Genomic DNA, 23,021 nt, shown 5'->3' with positions numbered 1-23,021 from the left:
CTCCCCCGGGCGGGGGAGGCTCACGACGACCGGTCGGTCGTACGCCCCTCCTTCTCCTGCTGCTGTCGTTTCTCCTGCAGCTTGCGCAGCAGTTCGCGCTTCTGGGCCTGCGGATCGAGTCCGCCGCCGACCCGGCCGCCCCGGCCGCCGCCGCGCAGGGCCTTGCGACCGAGGTTCTGGCGCGATCCTCCGACACCCAGCAGGTTTCCGGCTCCGCCTCGGGCCATGTCGGGCTCCTTCCTGACCATCAAGGTGACGAGACGGTTCGTCTCGCAATCATGCTTCCACTGTCCGCGAGACGCTCCGTCTTGTCAACCTGATAAATTCGACCCATGGCCGTCCAGAAGTCCGCGCAGTCCGCCCCCGCCAAGTCCGCCCCCGACGCCACCCGGCGCAGCGAGAGGTCCCGCCGCGCCATCTACGACGCCGCCCTCGCGCTCGTCGTAGAGGTCGGCTACCCGAAGACCACCATCGAGGGGATCGCCGCCCGCGCCGGCGTCGGGAAGCAGACGATCTACCGCTGGTGGTCGTCGAAGGCGGACGTGCTCATGGAGGCCTTCCTCGACCTGGCCGAACAGTCACAGCGGGAGGCGGCGCCGGAGCCGGTGCCGTACACCTTCCCGGACACCGGCGACCTCGCCGCCGACGTCAAGGGCGTCCTGCGCGCCACCGTCGACCAGATGCGCGACCCGAGGTTCGAGGTGCCGTCCCGGGCCCTGGCCGCCGAGGGCGTCGTCAACGAACAGCTCGGGCGCGAGCTCGTGGCCAAGCTGATGCAGCCCTCGCTCGACCTCTACATGGACCGGCTGCGCGCCGCCCAGGCCGCCGGGCAGATCCGCGAGGGCCTCGACCTGCGCATCGCCCTGGAGTTCTTCATCTCCCCGCTCGCCCAGCGCTGGCTCCAGCACACGGGCCCGATCTCCTACGAGTACACCGACACCCTCGTCGACTACGCCCTTCACGGCCTCGCGCCGCGCTGAGCCGCCCGGGCCAGCCGCCCCGGCGCGTCCGTGATGACCCCGTCGCAGCCCAGCGCCAGCACCCGGTCCCGCTGCGCGTCCGTCACCACGGTGTGCGCCCACACCCGCGGAATCCCCGAGCGCACCGCCCGCACCAGATCCGCGTCGCGCGCCCGGTGGTCCACGTCCAGCAGATCGACGTACGACCGCCAGCGCTCGGGGCGGTCCGTGCGCAGCTGCTCCGCCGAGCGCCACAACTGGGCGAGCAGGCCGAGGCGGTGGACGCGCCGGGCCACCTCCGGGTCGTTGGTGTTCACGAACACCGAGCGGGTCAGCCCACGGTCCCGGATCAGGGCGGCCAGCCGGTCGAGGCCGCGCGGGTCCTTCGCCTCCAGCATCAGCACGATCCGCCCGCCGAAACGATCCAGCACCTCGGCGACGGTCGGCGGCCGCTCCGACCGCCAGCTCCCCGGGAGCCGGTCCTTCGGGCGCAGCCGCACGCCCTGCCACTCCCGGGCGTCCAGGCCGCGCACCGCGCCGCCCAGGTAGGTCGTGCGGTTCAGGGTCTCGTCGTGGAACACCACCGGCGTGCCGTCGCGCAGCAGCCGCGTGTCGAAGTCCAGCACCTGCGCCGTACCGCGCGCGTAGGCGGCCATCAGCCCCGACATGCTGTTCTCGGGGACCTCGCGGGCGCCGCCGCGGTGGGCGACGTAGGTGATCCGGGGGAGTGCCGCCACGGTCAGGGGGCCCGCACCCCACTCCAGCGGGGCCGGGGCGCGGCCGCCGGGTCCCGTGAGGGTCAGCGAGACCACGGAAGCCGCAAAGGCCAGGCCCGTCAGCGCGATCCTTGTGACCATGGCGACCACGGTAGGACGCCATGTCATGGCAAAGCGGGCAATGACACCCGATGGTGCGCGGAGTGCGCCTCGTCCTGGCGGCATATGCCTCGCCCCACCGGTCCCCGTCTCGACCCTCCTGCCCCGGATGTGGGCACTGGCCCCCCGGTGCGCGGGAAGATGGGACCATAGGGCATGCTGTTCCGCACGACGGCGAGGCGAGGGGATAGATGAGCGCGGAGTTCGGCGGCCGGACCGGCCTGCAGGGCAAACTCACCCAGTGGCTGCGCGCGGGGCGCCGGCCGAAGGAGACCGCCGGGGACGGCGGCCGTGAGGCCCTGCTGCTCGCCGCCGCCGGCGCGGGACTGCCCCTGGCGCCCGCCGCCCACCCGGCCGGATACCGTTGCTCCTGCGACCGCGTCGGCTGTCCCACCCCCGCCCGGCACCCGGTGTCCTTCGCCTGGCAGACGCAGTCGACCACCGACCGCGCCCAGATCGAGCGCTGGGCCCGCCACCAGCCGCAGGCCAACTTCATCACCGCGACCGGCATGGTGCACGACGTCCTCGACGTGCCCCTCGACGCCGGTCGCGCCGCGTTGGAGCGGCTGCTGGCCGAGGGCGTCGAGGTCGGGCCGGTCGCCGAGAGCGACGACGGCCGCATGCTGTTCTTCACCCTCACCCGCGGCACGCCCGAGGACGAGGACGAGTGGTGGCCCTGCGAACTGGACTGCCACCCCGAGACGATGGACGAGCACCCCGGGCTGCGCTGGCACTGCCGGGGCTCCTACGTCCTCGTCCCGCCGGCCCGGCTGCCCGGTGAGGACCAGGCGGTGCGCTGGGTGCGCGGGCCCGAGCACGCCCTGCCGGATCCGCTGAGCCTGCTGGAGGTGCTCACGGAGGTCTGCGCCCGGTACGTCGGCGACGAGAGCGACCCCGCCGGGGCGGGCTGGCCGCTGCGGCACTGAGCCCGGCCGGAACCGGACCGTGGCCCCACCGGGCCGTGCGGCCCTCGCCTACGAGCCCTCCGCGGAGGTCAGGCCCTGGATCCTGCCCAGGATCGTCACCTTGCCCCGGCCCTTCGGGTCCAGCGCCACCTCGTTGGAGACGAACTCCATCATCAGGGACTGCTTGATCTCGCCCTTCGTCAGCGCGAGGACGTCCTTGTTCGGGACGGGGAACGACGTGCCCGCGTAGGCCGTCTGCTTCTCGTAGTGCCGCGTGGTGAAGAACACCAGCGCGCCGCCGTCCGTCGTGCGCAGCGCCAGCGGCGCGTAGTCGCCGTTCGTCAGCGGCTCGTCGATGTACTGGGTGACCAGGCCCGGCTTCTTGGCGTTCTTCTCCCGCACGGCACGCCACTGGCTGGTGTGCGGCCCGTCCGCGAAGGTGTCCCCGCCGTTCTTCAGGTACGACGTGTAGGTCTGGCTCAGGCCGGCCGGGGCGGCGGCCAGGTCCGTCGCGTTCACCGGGACCGGCTCGGCCCAGCCGTCGGCGTCCTTCTTGAACGCGGGGACCTTGCCGGGCGCGACGAGCGTCAGGTACGCCACCTGGAACGGGTCGTCCAGGCTGCTGCGGGTGAACACGAGGAGCCAGCGGGCGGTGCCGCCCTTGTTGCCGGCCGCGTCGACGAGGAACCAGCGGGGCCAGCCGGCCTTCTTCGGGATCGTGAACTTCGCGTCCGTCAGCTCCAGGGGCGTGTGGTTGGGGTTGCCGCCCGGGTTGTTGGCCTTCCCGGCCTTGAGACGGGCCGAGTCGATGTCGGCGAGGGCGCCGGTGGTGTGCTCGGCGTCGAGGTCGCCGTCGTAGGCCTTGTCGGCCGCGTTGTACGCGGTCGTGAACTCCTTCAGGGCCTCGGCGGCTTCGGCGCGGGTGGTGGCCGGGAGGATCTCCCGTTCGCCGTGCACCACGACGCATCCGCTCGCCGTCAACGACAAAGCGGTCACTGACGCTGCTATGAGGGCGCTCCGGGCGGGCCTGCGGAGCGTTCGAGGGTCGCGATCCCTGCTCATCGGGTTCCTTCACCTTCCCCTTTCCGGAGGCGAACCCTACCGGGTGCCTCCGGCGGCCGGGCCGGGGTGGGGTATCCCCCTACGCCGGGTCGCGCACCGGGCTTGCCGTGGTCCGGCTCGGTGCGAAGAAGAAGGCCAGGGTCGGGACCAAGTACAGGAGCCACACCGCGACTTGGAGCACCGTCGGGTTCGGCTGGAAGTTGAGGACGCCCTTCAGGAGGGTGCCGTACCAGCTGTCGGGCGGGATCGTGCCGGAGATGTCGAAGGCCTGGTCGGTGAGGCCGGGCAGGAAGTCGGCCTCCTGGAGGTCGTGGAAACCGTACGCCAGGACCCCCGCCGCGACCACGACCAGCATCGCGCCGGTGTACGTGAAGAACTTGGACAGGTTGATGCGCAGGGCGCCCCGGTAGAACAGCCAGCCCAGCAGGACCGCCGTGAGCAGCCCCAGCGCGACGCCGAGCAGGGGCCTGGGGGTGCCGTCGCTCGCCGCGTGGACCGACGCCCAGACGAACAGGGCCGTCTCCAGCCCCTCGCGGCCCACCGCCAGGAACGCCGTGGCGACCAGCGCGCCGGTGCCCATCGCGAGTGCCGCGTCCAGCCTGCCGTGCAGCTCCGACCTCAGGTGCCGGGCCGTGCGGCGCATCCAGAACACCATCCACGTCACCAGGCCGACCGCGAGGATCGACAGCGAGCCGCCGAGCGCCTCCTGCGCCTGGAACGTCAGCTCCTGGGAGCCGAATTCGAGGGCGCAGCCGAAGCCGAGCGCCAGGGCGACCGCGACGCCGACGCCGGTCCAGACCGGCTTCAGGGCGTCCCTGCGGCCGGTCTTGACCAGGTAGGCGATGAGGATGCAGACGACGAGGCTCGCCTCCAGGCCCTCGCGCAGGCCGATCAGGTAGTTGGAGAACATGCTCCTAGGCCTCCTCGGAGAACAGCGTCCGGCCCCACCAGTCGTGCTGGTCGCGGACGCCCGGCGGGATCGCGAAGAGCGCCGAACCCACGTGCTGGATGTACTCGTTGAGCGCGTCCGTCGCCAGGTTGCGCTGGATCGGGATGAACCCCTTGCGGACGTCCCGCTGGTAGGCCAGGAAGAACAGGCCCGCGTCCAGGCGGCCGAGGCCGTCCGTGCCGTCGGTGAAGGAGTAGCCGCGGCGCAGGATCGTCGCCCCGTGGTTGGCGTCGGGGTGCGCGAGCCGCACGTGCGCGTCGGGCTTCATCGCCTTCAGGAACGGCTCGTCCCGCTCCTTCGCCTTGCCGACCGGAGCGCCCTCGGCCTTGTCCCGGCCGAAGATGTCCTCCTGCTCCCGCAGCGAGGTGCGGTCCCAGGTCTCGATGTGCATGCGGATGCGCCGGGCGACCAGGTAGGAGCCGCCCGCCATCCAGGGCGGGCCGTCCTTCTCGTCCACCCACACGAACTTCTTCAGGCGGGTCGTCTCCGTGCCCGCGATGTTGCGCGTGCCGTCCTTGAAGCCCATCAGGTTGCGCGGCGTCTGCGCCTCGGGCGTCGTCGACGAGGTCTTGCCGAAGCCGAGCTGCGACCAGCGGATGACGACCTTGCCGAAGCCGATGCGGGCCAGGTTGCGGATCGCGTGGACCGCCACCTGCGGGTCGTCGGAGCAGGCCTGCACGCACAGGTCGCCGCCGCTGCGCGCCCGGTCCAGGTTGTCGCCCGCGAACTTCGGCAGGTCGACCAGTGCCTCCGGCCGGCGGTCCGCGAGGCCGAACTTCTCGAACAGGCCCGGGCCGAAGCCGATCGTCAGGGTCAGCCGGGAGGGCTTCAGGCCGAGGGCCTCGCCGGTGTCGTCGGGCGGCGCCTCGGCCAGGCCGCCGTAGGCGCCCTCGCCCACCGGGTGCCCGGCCGTCATCCGCCGGGCCGCGTCCGTCCAGTCCTTCAGCAGCCGGACGAAGGCCGCCCGGTCCTCGGTCGTCACGTCGAACGCGGCGAAGTGCAGCCGGTCCTGGACCGGCGTGGCGATGCCCGCCTGGTGCGGGCCGTGGAAGGCGATCGCCGCGCCGGCCGGTCCGGGGTCGTCCCCGGCGCGGGCCATCGCCACCGCGCCGCCCGCCGCCGCGGCGCCGAGCGCCAGGCCCGCGCCGCCCCAGCCGAGCAGCGAACGGCGGCTGGGGGAGGAGGGGTCGGTGTCCGCCATCGCTACTTCACCACGGCCGCGGCCAGCTTCGACAGCGGCTCCGCCAGGGCGTTGACCGCGTCCGACAGCTCCTTGCGGTCCGCCTTGCCGACCTTGTCGTAGGAGGTGAAGTCGTACGACGTGCTGTCCGGGCGGTACCGGTCGAGCAGCTTGTCCAGGGCCGCGAACTGCTCGTCGAGTTCGGTGACGAGGGCCGCGTCGTTCTCCTCGGCGACCGGCTTCAGCAGCTCGTACGACTGCTGCGCGCCCTCGACGTTGGCCTTGAAGTCGACGAGGTCGGTGTGCGAGTAGCGCTCCTCCTCGCCGGTGACCTTGCCGGTGGCGACCTCGTCGAGGAGTTCCTTGGCGCCGTTGGCCATGGAGGTGGGGGTGATCTCGGCCTTGCCGACCCGCTTCTGCCAGTCCTTCAGGTCCTTGACGAGCAGGCCGGCGAGTTCCTTCTCGCGGTCGCCGATCTTCTTGTCCTGCCAGAGCGCCTTCTCCAGGCGGTGCCAGCCGGTCCAGTCGGTCGCCGGGTCCTGGCCGTCCTCCAGGCCGTCCTCGCGGACGTCGACCTTGGGGTCGATGTCGCCGAAGGACTCGGCGACCGGCTCGGTGCGCTCCCAGCCGATGCGGGAGGGCGCGTAGGCCTTCTTCGCGGCCTCGATGTCGCCGTCCTCGACCGCCTTGGCGAAGGTCTCGGCGAGCGGCAGCGTCTCGTCGGCCTGCCGCTGCACGTAGGTGCGGTAGCCGGCGACGGCCTTGTCCAGGCGCGGGTCGCGCTCGACCGCCTTGCCGCCGGTGGCCTTGACGGCCTGGCGGATGCCCTTGCCCTTCATGCCGGGCTTGCAGGCGATCTGGTAGTCGCCGGCCTTCACCTCGGCGGTGACCCGCTGCTCGGTGCCGGGGCCGATGTTCTCCCGCTCGGTGACCACGCGGTCGTCGGGGAAGAGGACGTAGACCTCGGTGACCTTGGATCCCTTGTTCTCGACGGCGAGTTCGACGTGCCCGGCCGGGAACTCCTTCCTGGACACCTCGCACTTGTCGTCCGTGGCCGTCACGTTGATCACGCGGTCGCCGTCCTGCGTGCCGCCCTTCTCGGTGCAGCCGGTGACGGCGGTCAGGGCCGCCGCGGCGGCGACGAGGACGGAGGCAGGTCTGACGGGTCGCATGGAGGCTCCAAGACAGGAAGGTGAGGCTCACCTAAGGCACATAAGGATTACCTAAGTGGCTCAAAATCGCTGCCATGAGGCAGTCAAGGGACGGTCAAAGCTCGCGTTCGGCGTGACGCCCCGGCCGGTGCTTGAATGCCCCCGTGACTGACTACGACGTGCTCCGCGTCTTCTGCGGGCCGAACGGTGGGTACGGCAACGAACTCGGTGTCGTGCGTGAGGGGTCCGTCCTGCCCGGCCCGGAGGACCGGCAGGCGTTCGCCGCGAAGCTCGGGTTCAGTGAGACCGTGTTCGTCGACGACCCCGAGCGGGGCGTGATCGACATCTACACGCCGACCCTGCGGCTGCCCTTCGCCGGGCATCCCTGCGTCGGCGCGGCCTGGCTGCTCGACGTGCCCGAACTGGTGACACCCGCCGGGGTGGTCGGGGCGCGGCAGGACGGGGAGTTCTGCTGGATCGAGGCCCGGGCGGACTGGGTGCCGCCGCGCACCCTGCGGCAGTACGGCGGCGCCGCCGAGGTCGACGCACTGCCCGTGCCCGCGCCGGGGGAGTGGGTCTACGCCTGGGCGTGGGAGGACGAGCCCGCCGGGCGGATCCGCGGCCGGGCCTTCCCCGGCCGGGGCGACGGCATCGACGAGGACGAGGCGACCGGGGCCGCGGCCCTGCTGCTCACCGACCGGCTGGGTCGGGCCCTGAACATCACCCAGGGCGCGGGCTCCCAGATCCTCACCGCGCCCCAGCCGGGCGGCTGGATCGAGGTCGGCGGCCGGGTGCGTCTCGAACGCTGACCCGGGCGGCGCGCGCCCGTACGGGTGGAACAGCGTGTGTGCGCGGCGGCGAACGGGGACCTCTGGGCGTGACCAAGCACCACCGCGAGAGGATTCTCATGCGCATTCGATCCGCTCTGGCCGTAGCCGCCCTGACCGTCGCCGTGACCGCCGCGGGCGCGGCCACCGCCGCCGCCAACGACGACGACGGCCGGGACTACCGCGACGGCCGCCACGTGGCGTGCAGCCCGTACTTCGGTGAGCTCGAGGCCGAGACCGCCGAGATGGAGTGGGGCGGCGCGGTCTGCCACAACGGTGTGTTCGACGTCTGAGCAGGACGGTCCGACGCTCTCCGGAGCCGGCACCGGGGCCCTCTCGCCGCGTGCGAGGGGGCCCCGGCCCGTTCACGCCGACAGCGGGAACTCCTCGCCCAGCGCCCGGAAGACCGCGTTGTTCAGCGCGTACGCCCGCTTGCACTCGGCGACGACCCGCTGCCGCTCCAGCTCGTCCCCCGGCACCGCGTCCAGCAGCTCCCAGTAACTCCGCTTGAACGCGGCCGGGTTGGGGATCTCCTCGAAGACGTAGAAGCGGACGCCGTCGCCCTTCCTCGAAAAGCCCCACGTCTTCTCGGCCGTGTCGCGGATGATCTGCCCGCCGGAGAGGTCGCCGAGGTAGCGCGTGTAGTGGTGGGCGACGTAGCCGGCCGGCCAGCCGCGGGCGCACTCGGTGACGCGCTCGGCGTACTCCAGCGTCGCGGGCAGCGCGCTGATCCCCGACCGCCAGCCCGGGCCGCGCAGGTACTCCAGGTCCTGCTCCAGCGAGGCCATCCGGAACAGCTCCGGGCGGACGAACGGCCCGGCCACCGGGTCCGCGGCGAGCTGCTCGGCGCCGGATTCCAGCGCCCCGTACACGAACCACAGCTGCTCGGTGTAGCGCGCGAACGCGTCGACCCCCAGTTTGTGCCCCAGCAGGTCGCTCAGGAAGGTCGAGGCCCTGACCTCCTCGTGCTGCTCACGGGAAGCGGACCGGATGAGGGTCGAGAAGGATTCCATGGGGCCACTTTTCCCGACGCGCTGTCGGTAAAACCTCCGCGGGCACGGCAAAGGCCCGCCCTCCGAGGAGAGCGGGCCGTCGGCCGGGATACGGCGGGGCTACGGCAGCGTGAGGATCTCCGCGCCCGTGTCCGTCACCACCAGCGTGTGCTCGAACTGGGCCGTCCGCTTCCGGTCCTTCGTCACGACCGTCCAGCCGTCGTCCCACATGTCGTACTCGTGCGTCCCGAGCGTCAGCATCGGCTCGATCGTGAACGTCATGCCGGGCTGGATGACGGTCGTCGCGTGCGGGCTGTCGTAGTGCGGGATGATCAGGCCCGAGTGGAACGAGCTGTTGATGCCGTGGCCGGTGAAGTCCCGGACCACCCCGTAGCCGAAGCGCTTGGCGTACGACTCGATGACCCGGCCGATGATGTTGATCTGCCGGCCCGGCTTGACCGCCTTGATCGCCCGGTTGAGGGACTCCCTGGTCCGCTCCACCAGCAGGCGCGACTCCTCGTCGACGTCACCCACCAGGTACGTGGCGTTGTTGTCGCCGTGCACCCCGCCGATGTACGCCGTCACGTCCAGGTTGATGATGTCGCCGTCGCGCAGCACCGTGGAGTCCGGGATGCCGTGGCAGATCACCTCGTTGACGCTGGTGCACAGCGACTTGGGGAAGCCGCGGTAGCCGAGCGTCGACGGGTAGGCGCCGTGGTCGCACATGTACTCGTGCGCCACCTTGTCCAGCTCGTCCGTCGTCACCCCGGGGGCGATCAGCTTCGCGGCCTCCGCCATCGCCCGGGCCGCGATCCGGCCGGCGACGCGCATCGCCTCGATCGTCTCGGGCGTCTGCACCTCCGGTCCGGTGTACGGCGTCGGCGCGGGCTTGCCGACGTACTCGGGGCGACGGATGTTTCCGGGCACGGAACGGGTGGGGGACAGCTCCCCCGGGACGAGCAGCGACTGGCCAGACATGCCAGCGAGTCTAACCAGCCGCCGTGGGGGAACATGTCGGTGGCGAGAGGAGCTGGTCATGGCCCTGTTCAAGAAGCGGACGGTCGGCAAGCCGGGCGAGTGGTACTACTGCCTGGAGCACAAGAAGGTCGAGGAGGGGCCGGAGTGCCCGGGCAAGGACCGCTTCGGCCCGTACGCGAGCCGCACCGAGGCCGAGCACGCGATGGAGACCGCCCGCGAACGCAACCTCCAGTGGGAGAACGACCCCAGGTGGCACGACGCCCCGGCGGCCGGCCGCGAGGAGAACTGACCCGACCTGACCCACCCGGACGCCCGGCGCCGACACGGCCCGGGCGTTCGCCGTGCCCGGGCCGGGGTGCCCGGGGGGCCCGGGGTATCCGGGGGCGGTGCGGGCCGGGCGCCCGGGGCCGGCGGGAGGCGGAGTGTTCGTCGTGTTCGGGCCGGAGCGGTCCGGGCGTGTGCCAGGTTCGGGTGAGCCAGGTCCGGGTGCGCCCCCGTGTCACCAGCGGGCCGGTGGCGGTGCTGTCAGGTGCTCCGCCAGCCTCGACACCCGGTCCCGGAAGCGGCGCCGGCCCCGCGGTGGGGCCGGGAGGGCGTTCTCCCCGGCCGCCGCGCTCACCAGGTGCTGGACCGTGTCCAGGTCCAGCTCCGAGCCGTCCGGGACGGCCAGGGCCTCATGGGCCATCGCGGGCAGCTCGCCCCGGCCGGGGCCGAGGGCCAGGACCGTCGCCCCGGCCCGGCGGGCGTCCGAGACCCGTTCCAGGAGGGGCGCGCACGGGGGCTCCGGGGCCACCACCAGGAGTGTCTCGCCGCGCCGGGCCGCCTCCAGCCGGCCGAGCCCCACCGCCAGGTGCGCCGGGTCCGAGGGGCGCGCGTCATGCCGTACCAGCGTGGGGGCCAGCTCCGGCATGCCCGACCAGGCGGCCTCGTCCACCAGGTGCGCCGCCAGGTGCCACGGCTCGTACTCCGGCGTGCCGACCAGGAGCAGACCGCCCCCGTGCGACACCACCGAGCCCCGCAGCGCCCCGGCGAACCGCCGCGTGGCGCCCAGCCACTCCGTCCCGGCGAGCACTTCCCGCAGCAGCGCGACGCGAACGGCATCCATGCGACCGCATCCTGCCCGGAACCGGTCACTCGTGACGTGGAGTTCACCGCGCATTCGCCCGGCCTGGGTAGGCGGACCGGTCACCCGTTCCGTCGTCGAACGACCGGAGGAACCCGCCGATGACCGAGACCAGCGTCCCCTTCCGCGCCGGCCGGGAGGGATACGCCAGCTTCCGTATCCCCGCCGTCGTCGCCACCGGCACCGGCACGCTGCTCGCCTTCTGCGAGGGCCGGGTCGGCTCCCGGGACGACTTCGGGAACATCGACGTCGTTCTGAAGCGCTCCACGGACGGCGGCCGCACCTGGGGCTCGCTCCAGGTCGCCGCGCGCAACGGCGACGCCCTCGCCGGCAACCCCGCCCCGGTCGTCCTCCACACCGGCCGCGTCCTGCTGGTGCACGTGCGCAACGCGGCCCTCGCCACCGAGGACGCCATCCGGCGCGGCAAGGTGACCGCGGCGGACGGCCGCCGCGTGTGGGTGCAGCACAGCGACGACGAGGGCCTGACGTGGTCGGCGCCGCGGGAGATCACCCAGGAGACCAAGAAGCCCCAGTGGCGCTGGTACGCCACCACCCCCGGGCACGCGATCCAGCTGAGCACCGGCCGGGTCGTCGTCCCGGCCAACCACTCCCTGCCGCCCACCGGCACCGACAACGGCACGGAGGGCAGGTACAACGGCGGCCACTGCCTGCTCAGCGACGACGAGGGCGCCACCTGGCGCATCGGCTACGTCGACGACAACACCGACGGCTACATCAACGCCAACGAGACCACCGCCGCCGAACTCCCCGACGGCCGGGCCTACTTCAACACCCGCAACGACTCACCCTCGCCCGGCACCCGCGCCGACGCCCACTCCGCCGACGGCGGGCAGACCCTGGTGAAACCCTTCCGCCCGCAGGCGGGCCTGTCCGCACCCGTGTGCCAGGCGAGCGTCCTCCAGCTCCGCGACCCCGACGTGCTGCTCTACTCCGGCCCTGCCGACCCCGGCTTCCGCGCCCTGATGACGATCCGCGCCTCCACCGACGGCGGCACCACCTGGCGCCCGGCCCACACCGTGGACGGACTGCCCGCCGCCTACTCCGACCTCGTCCGCGTCGACCCGGACACCGTGGGGCTGCTGTACGAGACCGGCGACTTCAGCGCCTACGAGACGATCACCTTCCGGCGGGTGCCCGTCGCGGAGCTGACCTGAGCCGGTCGGGGCGGCGCCGCGGTCGTAGAGTCGGGGCCATGACCTCTACCGACAGTGCTGCCACCGACCACGCCCAGAAGGCCCCCGCCAAGGACCCCTGGGACCTGCCCGACGTCTCCGGACTCGTCGTCGGGGTGCTCGGCGGGACCGGCCCCCAGGGCAAGGGCCTCGCCTACCGGCTCGCCAAGGCCGGGCAGAAGGTGATCATCGGCTCCCGCGCGGCCGACCGCGCGCAGGCCGCCGCCGAGGAACTCGGCCACGGCGTCGAGGGCGCCGACAACGCCGAGACCGCGCGCCGCAGCGACATCGTGATCGTCGCCGTGCCCTGGGACGGCCACGGCAAGACCCTGGAGTCCCTGCGCGAGGAGCTGGCCGGCAAGCTCGTCGTCGACTGCGTCAACCCGCTCGGCTTCGACAAGAAGGGCGCCTACGCCCTCAAGCCCGAGGAGGGCAGCGCCGCCGAGCAGGCCGCCGCCCTGCTGCCCGACTCCCGGGTCACGGCCGCCTTCCACCACCTGTCGGCCGTCCTGCTCCAGGACCCGGAGATCGACGAGATCGACACCGACGTCATGGTGCTCGGCGAGGTCCGCGCCGACGTCGAGATCGTCCAGGCCCTCGCCGGGCGCATCCCCGGCATGCGCGGCATCTTCGCCGGGCGGCTGCGCAACGCCCACCAGGTCGAGTCGCTGGTGGCGAACCTGATCTCCGTGAACCGCCGGTACAAGGCACACGCGGGGCTGCGCGTCACCGACGTGTGAGCCGGTGAGATCCATGGGGGACACTGGACGGCACAGCAGTGCCCGCAGTGTCCCCCGACAGGAGTCGACCGAGATGCCTCGCCTTGCCCTCTACGCCCTGATCGTCTGCGTCCTCTCCGTGGCCGCGGCCGTCGTCTCCTTCACCCGGGGCAGCTTCCTCGGAATCGTGTGGGTGCTGCTGGCGGGCCTGTCGTCCAACATGTGCTGGTACTACCTCAAGCGCGCCAGGCAGCAGAAGTCCGTCACGGGCTGACCGAGCAGAACTCGTTGCTGCCCTGCCAGAAGCGGTACAGCGCCTGACCGCAGTACGTTTCCAGATCGCTGATGCCGAGCGACTTCAGGATGGCGTCGATCACGTCGAAGAACACGCCGTTCACCGCCGGCAGCCACAGCAGCGCGAACACGAACAGCAGGCCGAACGGCGCGAACGGCTCCACCTGGCGCCGGATGTCGTACGACAGCCACGGCTCGATCACGCCGTAGCCGTCCAGGCCCGGCACCGGCAGGAAGTTCAGCAGCGCCGCCGTCACCTGCAGCAGGGCGAGGAAGGCGAGGGCGAACCGGAAGTCGTTCGGCACGCCGTCCAGGGCGTCCAGCCAGAACGGGGCCGTGCAGACCACCGCGAACAGCACGTTCGTCAGCGGGCCCGCCGCCGAGATCAGGCTGTGCTTCCAACGGCCCCGGATCCGCCCGTGCTCGATGAACACCGCGCCGCCGGGCAGGCCGATCCCGCCCATGATCACGAAGATCACCGGCAGCACGATGCTGAGCAGCGCGTGCGTGTACTTCAGCGGGTTCAGGGTCAGGTAGCCCTTGGCGCCGACCGAGATGTCGCCGCTGTGCAGGGCCGTGCGCGCGTGCGCGTACTCGTGCAGGCACAGCGAGACGATCCACGCCGCCGTCACGAACAGGAACACGGCGACCCCGGGCTGCTCGGCGAACCCGGTCCAGGTCGCCCAACCCGTGACCGCCGTCACGGCCAGGATCCCGACGAAGACGGGACTGATCCGCCGCTCGCTGCGGCGGCTGGTGGCGGTGGTCATGGGACTCCCTGCACTCTCGAACACGCGATGGGACGGCCCGACCGTACCGGGCGCAGGGGGAAAACGTCTCGCGCGGGGCGGTCGGTTCCGGGGAGGGTGGGCCCATGGGGCTCTGGCACGTGATCTACGAAGACTGGCAGATGGAGTGCTGCGGCACGCCGTTCTCGGTGGGGGACGAGGTGAGCTGGCCCCTGCTCCTGGAGGACGCGGACCAGGTGTTCGGCGGCGGCTGGCACGACCAGCTCAGCAAGGTGTGCGGGCCGGTGGAGGACGTGGGCGGCGTCCGGGTGGTCCGGGAGGAGACCGGCCTCACGGCCGCCCTGGCCGGGGACCCCGACGACGAGGAGGACCGGCGGCCGAAGCCCGGGGACCGGATCCGGTCGGTCGGGCTGCTGTCCGTCGAACGGCACGGCGCGCGGTGGCCCGAGACCGGCGGGCGGGTTCGGGCCGTACAGGTGCTCGAGCAGGCGTACGCCCAGGCCACGCCCGGCTCGCGCACGTGGGAGCCGGTGGCCGGGGAGCGGCGGCTGCGGCTGGTGGAGCGGTGCCCGAAGTGGTTCGCCGAGGGTGCGGAGGAACAGGGGCGGCAGTGGAGGGAGTCGGGGGTGGTGGCGACCCTGGAAGTGCCGGGCACGGACTCCTGGCTCTCCCACGCCCTCCGCGAGGCCCGGGGCATCCCCCACCGGGGTGCCGCGCCCGGCACGGAGACCGAGGGCCTGCCGGCGGCTGAACTGGCGGCCCTGCTGGAGAGCCTGAGCACGGCCGCGACCCCACCGAGGCACCGGGACCGACCGAGGCGCCGGCATGGGTGAACACGGCGACGCCCCTGTTGCCGTCGGCCGTCGCGGGCCGGTCTACGGCTGCCCGCCGCGCACGCCCACCGGTGGTGGTCGCGCTGTCGGGTGTGCCGGCCGGGACGTCCGCCCCGACAGGCGTGCCGACCGCCGCCCGTCACACACGTCCCACAGCGGTCGTCGCCCCGTCGGGCCGTCGTGACCGCCCCCATGTCACCGGAGACAATGGACCCCGTGCGCTACCGCATCCTCGGCACCACCCAGGCGCTCCGCACCGACGGCACCGCCGTCCCGGTCGGCGGGGCGCGGCTGCGCGCGCTGCTGACCGTGCTCGCCCTGCGCGCGGGACGCACCGTGCCCGCGGGGCTGCTCGTCGACGAGGTGTGGGACGGCGATCCGCCCGCCGACGCGCCGGGGGCGCTGCAGGCGCTGGTCGGGCGGTTGCGGCGGGCGCTCGGCGCGGACGCGGTCGCCTCCGCCGAGGGCGGGTACCGGCTCACGGCCGCCCCCGACGACGTCGACCTGCACCGGTTCGAGCGGCTGGCCGGCGAGGGGCTGCGGGCCCTGGCCGACGGCGACCCCGCCAAGGCGGCCGTGGTCCTCGACGACGCCCTCGCCCTGTGGCGCGGCCCGGCCCTCGCCGACCTGCCCGACCGCGCCGCCGAGGCGGCCCGCTGGGACGCCCGCCGCCTGGACGTGCTGCGGGCCCGCCACACCGCCGCCCTCGCCCTCGGCCAGGCCGAGCAGTCCCTGCCGGAGCTGACCGCCCTGTGCGACAGCCACCCCCTGGACGAGCCCCTCCAGGCGCTGCGCCTGCGCGCCCTGCGCGACGCGGGCCGCACCGCCGAGGCCCTCGCCGCCTACGAGGACGTACGACGCCTCCTCGCCGACCGGCTGGGCACCGACCCGGGGCCCGAACTGCGCGCGCTGCACACGGAGTTGCTGAACACGCCGGGCCCGGGCGGCTCACCGGCGGCCGACCGGGGCCGGGCGGTGACGCCCGCGCAGCCCCCGGCCGCCCCCGCTCCCGGCAACCTCCGCGCCCGCCTCACCTCCTTCATCGGCCGGGAGACCGACATCGAGACCATCCGGGCGGATCTCGCGGCGGCCCGCCTGGTCACCCTGCTCGGCCCCGGCGGCGCCGGGAAGACCCGCCTGTCGCAGGAGGCCGCCGAGGCCGTGCGGCACGCCATGCCCGGCGGGGTGTGGCTGGCCGAACTCGCTCCGGTCGACGACCCCGCCGCCGTCCCCGAGGCCGTGCTCACCGCCGTCGGCGCCCGCGAGACCGTGCTGTACGGCGCCGGAGCGGAGGGCATCCGGGCCGCCGTCGCCGACCGGCTCGACGACCCCGTCGAACGGCTCGCCGAGCACTGCTCCCGCCCCGGCATGCTGCTGATCCTCGACAACTGCGAGCACGTCGCCGACGCCGCCGCCCGGCTCGCCGAGGAACTGCTGGCGCGCTGCCCCGGCCTCACCGTCCTCGCCACCAGCCGCGAACCCCTGGGCGTGCCGGGGGAGTTGCTGCGGCCGGTGGAGCCACTGCCCGAGCCGGTCGCGCTGCGCCTGCTCGCCGACCGGGGCGCGGCCGCCCGGCCCGGCTTCCGGATCGAGGACGACCCCGAGGCGTGCGCCGAGATCTGCCGCCGACTGGACGGCCTGCCCCTGGCCATCGAACTCGCCGCCGCCCGGCTGCGGATGCTCACCCCGCGCCAGATCGCCGACCGGCTCGACGACCGCTTCCGGCTCCTCACCTCCGGCAGCCGCACCGTGCTGCCCCGCCAGCAGACCCTCAGGGCAGTCGTCGACTGGTCCTGGGACCTGCTCGACGAGGACGAACGGGACGTCCTGCGGAGGCTGTCGGTGTTCGCGGGCGGCTGCGACCTGCCCGCCGCCGAGGCGGTGTGCGGACCGGTCGCCCTGGAGGCGCTCGGCTCGCTCGTCGACCGCTCCCTGGTCGTGGCCGCGCCGCCCGGCGAGCAGACCGACGGCGAGATGCGCTACCGGCTGCTGGAGACCGTCGCCGAGTACGCCGCCGAGCGGCTGGACGAGTCCGGGCAGCGCGCCGAGGCCGAGCGCGCCCATCTGACGTACTTCCGTGAACTCGCCCGCACCACCGACCCGTTGCTGCGCGGCCCCGGCCAGCTCGCCGCCATCCACCGGCTGGAGCGGGAGTACGAGAACCTGCGCACCGCCCTGCGGCACGCCGTCGCCCTGCGCGACGAGCAGGAGGCGCTGTGCCTCGCGCTGTCCCTCGTCTGGTACTGGCAGATGCGGGACCTGCGCATCGAGGCCCGCAACTGGTGCCGCGAGATCATGACCCTCGGACCCGACCCGTTCACCGAGCCCGTCCGCCCCGCCGCCCCCGTCTGGCAGCGCTGCACCGACGCGCCGCCGCCGATGACCGGCGAGGTCCTGTGGGAGGCCCGGCGCGGGATCCACCTGGCCCACCTCGCCTGCATGGACACGGAACTGGAGGCCTGGCAGAACCCCCGGTCCCAGCAGAAGCTGCGCGCCATCGCGCGGACCTACGAGCCCGGCCTGCCGCAGAACTGCCGCCTGCCCGGCCTGCTCTGGTTCTTCGCCGTGATGCTCACCGGCGAGATGGACCGGCTGCGCGTCATCATCGACGCGTCCATCCGCACCTGCCGGCAGACCCCCGGCTTCGCCTGGGAGCTGGCCTCCGCCCTCCAGATGCGGGCCAACTTCCTCGCCAACCGCACCGACTGGGCGGGCGACGCCGCCCGGGACGCCGACGAGTCGCTGGAGATCTACCAGCGCCTCGGCGACGCCTGGGGCACCGCCGAGGCGCTCTCCGCCCGCGCCGAGGCCCACGAACGCCGGGGCGACTACGCCCTGGCGGCCGCCGACTACGAGGCGGCCATCGCCCACGCCGAACACCTCGGCGCCCGCGCCCAGGCCGCCGTCCTCACCGCCCGGCTCGGCAACGCCCTGCTGGAGGCCGACGAGGGCGAACGCGGCGAGCGGCTGCTGCGCGAGGTGATCGCCCAGCACGAGGACACGCACAGCGAGGCCATGCCCGCCGCCCGCCTCTTCCTGGCCGGCCGGCTCGGCATGGCGGGCCGCGTTCCCGAGGCGCGAGAGCAACTGCGGCGGCTGCGCCAGGACTTCCGTATCGCCCACTTCATCGTCTTCGACGCGTACATCCTCGGCGCGGAGGGGTGGCTGGACGCCGTGGAGGGACGGTACGAGGAGTGCCTGGACCGGATCCGCGGGGCGCTCGAGCTGGCCGCCGACCCGCTCTCGGCGGCCATCGCCCCCCATATGCGCGCGGTGTACCTGACCATCGCCGCCGGGTCCCTGGCCGGCCTCGACGGCGGGCACCGGGCCCGGGACGCCGCCCTGTGCCTCGGCGCGGCCGACGCCCTGCTGCCGCCGGGGCACGTCGCCCCGCGGCAGGAGCGCGAGGCACGCGAGCAGGCGGAGCGGCGGACGCGGGCGGTGCTCGGCGACACGGCGTACGAGTCCGCGTACACGGAAGGCGGCGGCCTCTCCCCCGAGGAGGCCACCGCCCTGCTCTGACGCGGATCCGTCCGGCCCGGTCAGGCCTTCGTGCGGAACTTGTGGATCGCGACGGGGGCCATCACCGCCGTGATCGCCACCGACCAGCCGAGCGTCACCCACAGGTCGTGCGCGACCGGCCCGCCCACCATCAGACCGCGTGCGGCGTCCGCCAGCGTCGACAGCGGGTTGTAGTCGGTGAACGCCTGCAACCAGCCGGGCATCGACGTCGTCGGCGCGAAGATCGACGAGCCGAACTGGAGCGGGAACAGCACCAGGAACCCCATCGCCTGCACGGACTGGGCGTTCTTCAGGACCACGCCCAGGGTGAGGAACACCCACATGATCGACGAGGCGAACGCCGTGGACAGCGCCACGGTCGCGAAGAGCCCCGGCCAGTCGGTGATCTCGAACCCGACCGCGACGGCGACGATCATCAGCACGGCGGTGGCGAACAGCATCCGCAGCAGCTCCACCGAGATCTTCGCGAAGAGCACCGAACCCCGCCCGATCGGCAGGGACCGGAAGCGGTCCATGACACCGGAGTTGAAGTCCTGGCTGAAGCCCGTGCCGACGCCCTGGGAGAGCGTCATGCTCATCATGGCGATCATGCCGGGGATGACGTACTGCACGTACTGGTCCTGCCCGCCGCCGAGCGCCTGCCCGATCGAGCCGCCGAACACGAACACGAACAGCAGGGTGAAGATGACCGGCATCAACAGCGCGTCGGCCATCGACTCCGGGTCCTGGCGGATCCACAGCAGGTTGCGGCGCACCAGGGCACCGGTGTGCCGCAGATGCCCGCGCAGGGTGATGCGGGCGTCGTCGCCGGCGGCGGGTGTGGAAAGGGTGGCGGCACTCATACGGAGACTTCCTCGCGGTCCTCGGTGGGCACGGCGTCCTGCGGCGCACTGGCGCGGTGGCCGGTGAGGGACAGGAACACCTCGTCCAGGCTGGGCAGTTCGGTGGTGACGGCGGCGATCGTGATGCCGCGGGAGGCGATGGCGCCCACCACGGCGGTCAGCTGCTCGTCGCTCAGGATCGGCACCAGGAGCGTGCCGGAGTCGCCGTCCACGGTGGTGGTCGCCAGCCCGGTGATGCCCAGGCCGTCGAGATGGCCGGCGAGCGGCCGCAGCTGCGCGGCGTCGGCCGGCCGGATCCGCAGGGTGCGCCCGCCGACCTTGGCCTTGAGTTCCTCGATGCCGCCGCCCGCGACGACCCGGCCCTTGTCCACCACGGTCAGCTCGGAGGCGAGCTGCTCGGCCTCCTCCATGTACTGCGTGGTCAGCAGCACGGTCACGCCGTCCCCGACCATGGCCTTCACCTCGTCCCACACCTCGTTGCGGGTGCGGGGGTCGAGGCCGGTGGTCGGCTCGTCGAGGAAGAGGACGGAGGGCCGCCCGATCATCGAGGCGGCCAGGTCGAGCCGCCGCCGCATACCGCCGGAGTAGGTGCTCGCGGGCCGCTTCGCGGCGTCCGTCAGCGAGAACCGCTCCAGCAGCGCGTCGGCACGCGCGCGTGCCTCCTTGCGGGGCAGGTCGAGCAGTCGCCCGATCATGTACAGGTTCTCCCAGCCGGGCAGCTTCTCGTCGACGGAGGCGTACTGCCCGGTGAGCCCTATCACCCGCCGCAGGTTCCGCGGCTGCCGTACGACGTCGTACCCCGCCACCGTCGCCTGTCCCGCGTCGGGCCGCAGCAGGGTGGACAGGATCCGCACCAGGGTGGTCTTCCCGGCCCCGTTCGGCCCGAGCACCCCCATCACGGTGCCCTCCCGCACGTCCAGGTCGACCCCGTCCAGTGCCCTGGTCTCCCCGTAGTGCTTCACCAGCCCCCGCACGGTGACAGCGGCGCCGCCGGTTCGTGTGTCGATTCGCGTCATGCGGACGACAGTGTCAGGGCGCGCCGACAAACCACCGACAGACCGCTGACAGCGGCTCGCCGGCACCGACATCCCGCCGACAACGGCCGGAAACGGGAACAGCCCCGCCGACGGGGGACGATCGGCGGGGCTGTCCGGTACCGCGGTGGCTCAGTGGACGGAGTGCTCCTCCGAGGGGAACGTTCCGCCGACCACGTCCTCGGCGAACGCCTTCGCCGCGGTCCCCATCACCTCGCGCAGGTCCGCGTACTGCTTCACGAACTTCGGCACGCGCCCGCCGGTCAGCCCGAGCATGTCGGTCCACACCAGGACCTGCGCGTCCGTCTCGGGCCCGGCGCCGATCCCGACGGTCGGGATGTGCAGCACCCGCGTCACCTCGGCCGCCAGCTCCGCCGGCACCAGCTCCAGCACCACCGCGAACGCGCCCGCGTCCTGCACGGCCTTCGCGTCCCGCAGCAGCTGCTGGGCCGCCTCCTCGCCACGGCCCTGCACGCGGTAGCCCATCGCGTTGACGGACTGCGGGGTCAGCCCGATGTGCGCCATGACCGGGATGCCGGACTCGACGAGCAGCCGGATCTGCTCGTGCGACCGCTCGCCCCCCTCCAGCTTCACGGCCTGCACGCCCGCCTCCTTCACCAGCCGGGTCGCCGAGCGCAGCGCCTGCACCGGACCCTCCTGGTAGGAGCCGAAGGGCAGGTCGCCGACGATCAGGGCGCGCGAGGTGCCCCGTACGACCGCCGCCGACAGCATGGTCATCTCGTCGAGGGTGACGGGCACGGTCGTCTCGTACCCCAGGTGGCAGTTGCCCGCCGAGTCGCCGACGAGCATGACCGGGATGCCGGCCTCGTCGAAGACGGACGCGGTCATCGCGTCGTACGCGGTGAGCATGGGCCACTTCTCGCCGCGCTCCTTGGCGGCGGCGATGTCCCGCACCGTGATGCGGCGGGTGCTCTTGCCCCCGTACAGCGCCCTGCCGCCGTCGGAGGGCTTCTGCTGAGCGTTCTGGGCAGCCGGAAGCTGCGTCATTGCACGGCTCCTCACACGTCATCTCGAGGCGCCCTGACGGCGTCCCCGGACCACGTCCATGGTGGCACCTCGTGCCGGACAGGGCTAGGGGAGCCCCTGTGAGTTCCGCCGGGTGGCCGGAAGCGACCGCCGTGTAAGGGCTCGGTAAGAGAGTTCCGATACGAGACGGTCCCGTATCGAAAGGGGCCTAGGGTCCTCGGCATGACCACTCCTGCCGACGGCGCCGCCCCCACCGGCCGCCGCATACCGGAAGCGGTGCACCGGCGCCGCTGGGCGATCCTCGGCGTGCTGATGCTGAGCCTGCTGATCGTCGTCCTCGACAACTCCATCCTCAACGTCGCCATCAAGACGATCTCCACCCCCGCCCCGACCGGCATCGGAGCCACGCAGAGCGAGCTGGAGTGGGCCATCAACGCCTACACCCTGGTCTTCGCGGGCCTGCTGTTCACCGCCGGGCTCCTCGGGGACCGGCTGGGCCGCAAGAAGGTGCTGCTCGCCGGTCTCGCCGTGTTCGGCGCCGGCTCCGCGTGCGCCGCGTTCTCCGGCTCGCCGGGCGAGCTCATCGCCTTCCGCGCCGTGATGGGCCTCGGCGCGGCGTTCGTCATGCCGGCCACCCTCGCCGTCCTCATGAACGTCTTCGAGCGCGACGAGCAGCCCAAGGCCATCGGCATCTGGGCCGGCGGTGTCGGCCTCGCCATCGCCATCGGCCCGATCACCGGCGGCGTGCTGCTCGACCACTTCTGGTGGGGCTCCGTCTTCCTCATCAACGTGCCGATCGTGCTGCTCGCCCTGGCCCTGATGCTCTGGCTGGTGCCCGACTCCCGCGACCCCGCCCCCGGCCGCATCGACCCCGTCGGCGTCGTGCTGTCGGTCGTCGGCCTGGTGCTGCTCGTCTACGGCATCATCGAGGGCGGCCGGCTCGCCGACTTCACCGACGCCACCGTGCTGTCGGCGATCGGCGCCGGTCTCGCCGTCCTCGTCGCCTTCGTCGTGTTCGAGAAGCGCAGCAGCCACCCCTCCATCGACGTCACGTACTTCAGGAACAAGGTCTTCTCGGCCGCCATCGCCGCCATCGCGCTGGTCTTCTTCGCGCTGATGGGTGTGACCTTCTTCTCCGTCTTCTACACGCAGAGCGTGCGCGGCTACTCGCCGCTGGAGACCGGACTGCTGATGCTGCCGCTGGCCGCCGCCCAGATGATCTTCGCGCCGCGGGCCCGGCTGCTGGTCGACCGCTTCGGCAACAAGGCGACCACGACCGCCGCGATGCTGGTCATCGCCGCGATGCTGGCCGCCTTCGCCACCCTGGACGCGGACACGCCCATCTGGATCCTGGAAGTGATCTTCTTCCTCATGGGCACCGGCATGGCGCACATCATGACGCCGGTCAGCGTCGTCATCATGCAGGCCCTGCCCCGCGAGAAGGCCGGCTCGGCCTCCGCGCTCAGCAACACCTTCCGGCAGGTCGGCGGCGCCCTCGGCATCGCCGTCCTCGGCTCGGTGCTGTCCACCGCGTACCGCACGGGCATCGAGGACAAGCTCGGCGCGCTGCCGCCGGCCCTCCGGCACACCGCGGGCGAGTCCATCGAGGCCACCCTCGGCGTCGCGGCGAAGCTGGGCCCACCGGGCAGGGCCCTGCTCACCCCGGCCCACGACGCGTTCCTGCACGCGATGCACGTCACCGCCCTGTGGGGCGCGGGCGTCGCACTCGTCGGCGCGGTGGTCGTGGCGCTGTTCCTGCCCGGGAAGCAGCCGGCGCCCCGGCCGGGGGAGGAGGAGAAGGAGGTGGCCGAGGCAAGGCCGTGAACCCTGCGCGAGAATGCACCCTC

24 protein-coding genes are annotated in these 23,021 nt (G+C 72.8%); 11 read left to right on the top strand and 13 right to left on the bottom strand.

Features of this window, described 5'->3' with window-relative positions; translation table 11 throughout:
* Positions 1-20 precede the first annotated feature (20 nt).
* On the bottom strand, positions 21-227 hold the full coding sequence (locus C1703_RS10825) for a DUF6243 family protein (protein ID WP_198678137.1): 207 nt from the start codon (positions 225-227) through the stop codon (positions 21-23).
* Positions 228-332: 105 nt separating this feature from the next.
* Here C1703_RS10825 and C1703_RS10820 point away from each other — a divergent pair, with 105 nt between their 5' ends.
* Positions 333-980 carry a TetR/AcrR family transcriptional regulator gene (locus C1703_RS10820; protein ID WP_114251817.1) on the top strand — a complete coding sequence of 216 codons (648 nt, stop codon included), beginning with the start codon at positions 333-335 and terminating at the stop codon, positions 978-980.
* Here the strand turns inward: C1703_RS10820 and C1703_RS10815 are convergent.
* Entirely contained in the window at positions 959-1,816 is an 858-nt protein-coding gene (locus C1703_RS10815) for a glycerophosphodiester phosphodiesterase (protein ID WP_114257365.1), read from the bottom strand. The genes C1703_RS10820 and C1703_RS10815 overlap by 22 nt on opposite strands.
* A gap of 209 nt (positions 1,817-2,025) precedes the next feature.
* Here C1703_RS10815 and C1703_RS10810 point away from each other — a divergent pair, with 209 nt between their 5' ends.
* Positions 2,026-2,760 (top strand): bifunctional DNA primase/polymerase, encoded by a 735-nt coding sequence (locus C1703_RS10810; RefSeq protein ID WP_114251815.1) that lies wholly within the window; start codon positions 2,026-2,028, stop codon positions 2,758-2,760.
* Positions 2,761-2,808: 48 nt separating this feature from the next.
* Here the strand turns inward: C1703_RS10810 and C1703_RS10805 are convergent, their stop codons facing one another.
* From C1703_RS10805 to efeO, 4 genes are all read right to left on the bottom strand, one after another.
* Positions 2,809-3,801 (bottom strand): hypothetical protein, encoded by a 993-nt coding sequence (locus tag C1703_RS10805; protein WP_114251813.1) that lies wholly within the window; start codon positions 3,799-3,801, stop codon positions 2,809-2,811.
* A gap of 79 nt (positions 3,802-3,880) precedes the next feature.
* Positions 3,881-4,711, bottom strand: a complete 831-nt coding sequence (gene efeU / locus C1703_RS10800) for an iron uptake transporter permease EfeU (protein WP_114251811.1) — start codon at positions 4,709-4,711, stop codon at positions 3,881-3,883.
* Positions 4,712-4,715: 4 nt separating this feature from the next.
* On the bottom strand, positions 4,716-5,951 hold the full coding sequence (gene efeB / locus C1703_RS10795) for an iron uptake transporter deferrochelatase/peroxidase subunit (RefSeq protein WP_114251809.1): 1,236 nt from the start codon (positions 5,949-5,951) through the stop codon (positions 4,716-4,718).
* Positions 5,952-5,953: 2 nt separating this feature from the next.
* Positions 5,954-7,102 carry an iron uptake system protein EfeO gene (gene efeO, locus C1703_RS10790; protein WP_114251807.1) on the bottom strand — a complete coding sequence of 383 codons (1,149 nt, stop codon included), beginning with the start codon at positions 7,100-7,102 and terminating at the stop codon, positions 5,954-5,956.
* A gap of 143 nt (positions 7,103-7,245) precedes the next feature.
* On the opposite strand from efeO, the gene C1703_RS10785 reads away from it, so the two are divergent.
* Both C1703_RS10785 and C1703_RS10780 read left to right on the top strand, forming a co-directional pair.
* Entirely contained in the window at positions 7,246-7,890 is a 645-nt protein-coding gene (locus C1703_RS10785; protein ID WP_114251805.1) for a PhzF family phenazine biosynthesis protein, read from the top strand.
* 98 nt (positions 7,891-7,988) lie between these two features.
* Positions 7,989-8,201: a hypothetical protein gene (locus tag C1703_RS10780; protein WP_157993092.1), complete on the top strand. Its 213-nt coding sequence runs from the start codon at positions 7,989-7,991 to the stop codon at positions 8,199-8,201.
* Positions 8,202-8,273: 72 nt separating this feature from the next.
* Here C1703_RS10780 and C1703_RS10775 read toward each other — a convergent pair whose 3' ends face one another.
* Together C1703_RS10775 and map are read right to left on the bottom strand one after the other, a co-directional pair.
* The gene (locus C1703_RS10775) at positions 8,274-8,921 is read right to left on the bottom strand and encodes a biliverdin-producing heme oxygenase (protein ID WP_114251801.1); all 648 of its coding nucleotides are present in this window, start codon (positions 8,919-8,921) and stop codon (positions 8,274-8,276) included.
* A gap of 99 nt (positions 8,922-9,020) precedes the next feature.
* Positions 9,021-9,878: a type I methionyl aminopeptidase gene (gene map / locus C1703_RS10770; protein ID WP_031113909.1), complete on the bottom strand. Its 858-nt coding sequence runs from the start codon at positions 9,876-9,878 to the stop codon at positions 9,021-9,023.
* A 58-nt stretch (positions 9,879-9,936) separates the two neighbouring features.
* Between map and C1703_RS10765 the strand changes: the two genes are divergently transcribed.
* Positions 9,937-10,167: a hypothetical protein gene (locus tag C1703_RS10765; protein ID WP_114251799.1), complete on the top strand. Its 231-nt coding sequence runs from the start codon at positions 9,937-9,939 to the stop codon at positions 10,165-10,167.
* 210 nt (positions 10,168-10,377) lie between these two features.
* On the opposite strand, the gene C1703_RS10760 is transcribed toward C1703_RS10765, so the two are convergent.
* On the bottom strand, positions 10,378-10,983 hold the full coding sequence (locus C1703_RS10760) for a hypothetical protein (RefSeq protein WP_114251797.1): 606 nt from the start codon (positions 10,981-10,983) through the stop codon (positions 10,378-10,380).
* Positions 10,984-11,102: 119 nt separating this feature from the next.
* On the opposite strand from C1703_RS10760, the gene C1703_RS10755 reads away from it, so the two are divergent.
* The 3 genes from C1703_RS10755 to C1703_RS10745 are packed head-to-tail and all read left to right on the top strand — an operon-like array spanning position 11,103 to position 13,187.
* On the top strand, positions 11,103-12,176 hold the full coding sequence (locus tag C1703_RS10755; protein WP_114251795.1) for a sialidase family protein: 1,074 nt from the start codon (positions 11,103-11,105) through the stop codon (positions 12,174-12,176).
* Between the two features lie 38 nt (positions 12,177-12,214).
* Positions 12,215-12,934, top strand: coding sequence for an NADPH-dependent F420 reductase (gene npdG / locus C1703_RS10750; protein WP_114251793.1), 720 nt, complete (start codon positions 12,215-12,217; stop codon positions 12,932-12,934).
* Positions 12,935-12,947: 13 nt separating this feature from the next.
* Positions 12,948-13,187, top strand: coding sequence for a hypothetical protein (locus C1703_RS10745; RefSeq protein WP_198678136.1), 240 nt, complete (start codon positions 12,948-12,950; stop codon positions 13,185-13,187).
* Here the strand turns inward: C1703_RS10745 and C1703_RS10740 are convergent.
* Positions 13,177-13,977, bottom strand: coding sequence for a site-2 protease family protein (locus C1703_RS10740; protein WP_114251791.1), 801 nt, complete (start codon positions 13,975-13,977; stop codon positions 13,177-13,179). The genes C1703_RS10745 and C1703_RS10740 overlap by 11 nt on opposite strands.
* Before the next feature lie 104 nt (positions 13,978-14,081).
* Between C1703_RS10740 and C1703_RS10735 the strand changes: the two genes are divergently transcribed.
* Positions 14,082-14,789: a DUF6578 domain-containing protein gene (locus C1703_RS10735; protein WP_114251789.1), complete on the top strand. Its 708-nt coding sequence runs from the start codon at positions 14,082-14,084 to the stop codon at positions 14,787-14,789.
* 207 nt (positions 14,790-14,996) lie between these two features.
* Positions 14,997-18,311, top strand: a complete 3,315-nt coding sequence (locus C1703_RS10730) for a BTAD domain-containing putative transcriptional regulator (protein WP_114251787.1) — start codon at positions 14,997-14,999, stop codon at positions 18,309-18,311.
* Between the two features lie 20 nt (positions 18,312-18,331).
* Here C1703_RS10730 and C1703_RS10725 read toward each other — a convergent pair whose 3' ends face one another.
* From C1703_RS10725 to panB, 3 genes are all read right to left on the bottom strand, one after another.
* On the bottom strand, positions 18,332-19,153 hold the full coding sequence (locus C1703_RS10725; RefSeq protein ID WP_114251785.1) for an ABC transporter permease: 822 nt from the start codon (positions 19,151-19,153) through the stop codon (positions 18,332-18,334).
* Positions 19,150-20,169 carry an ATP-binding cassette domain-containing protein gene (locus tag C1703_RS10720; protein WP_114251783.1) on the bottom strand — a complete coding sequence of 340 codons (1,020 nt, stop codon included), beginning with the start codon at positions 20,167-20,169 and terminating at the stop codon, positions 19,150-19,152. Before C1703_RS10720 ends, C1703_RS10725 begins: the two co-directional genes overlap by 4 nt.
* Before the next feature lie 150 nt (positions 20,170-20,319).
* Positions 20,320-21,195 (bottom strand): 3-methyl-2-oxobutanoate hydroxymethyltransferase, encoded by an 876-nt coding sequence (gene panB / locus C1703_RS10715; RefSeq protein WP_114251781.1) that lies wholly within the window; start codon positions 21,193-21,195, stop codon positions 20,320-20,322.
* Between the two features lie 201 nt (positions 21,196-21,396).
* Between panB and C1703_RS10710 the strand changes: the two genes are divergently transcribed.
* The gene (locus C1703_RS10710; protein WP_114251779.1) at positions 21,397-22,998 is read left to right on the top strand and encodes an MFS transporter; all 1,602 of its coding nucleotides are present in this window, start codon (positions 21,397-21,399) and stop codon (positions 22,996-22,998) included.
* Positions 22,999-23,021: the final 23 nt, after the last annotated feature.

It is taken from the genome of Streptomyces sp. Go-475 (assembly GCF_003330845.1).
In the GTDB taxonomy this organism is placed as follows: Bacteria; Actinomycetota; Actinomycetes; order Streptomycetales; family Streptomycetaceae; genus Streptomyces.
Note: the sequence above shows the minus strand (reverse complement) of the source record. Positions and strands in the feature narration are given on the sequence as shown.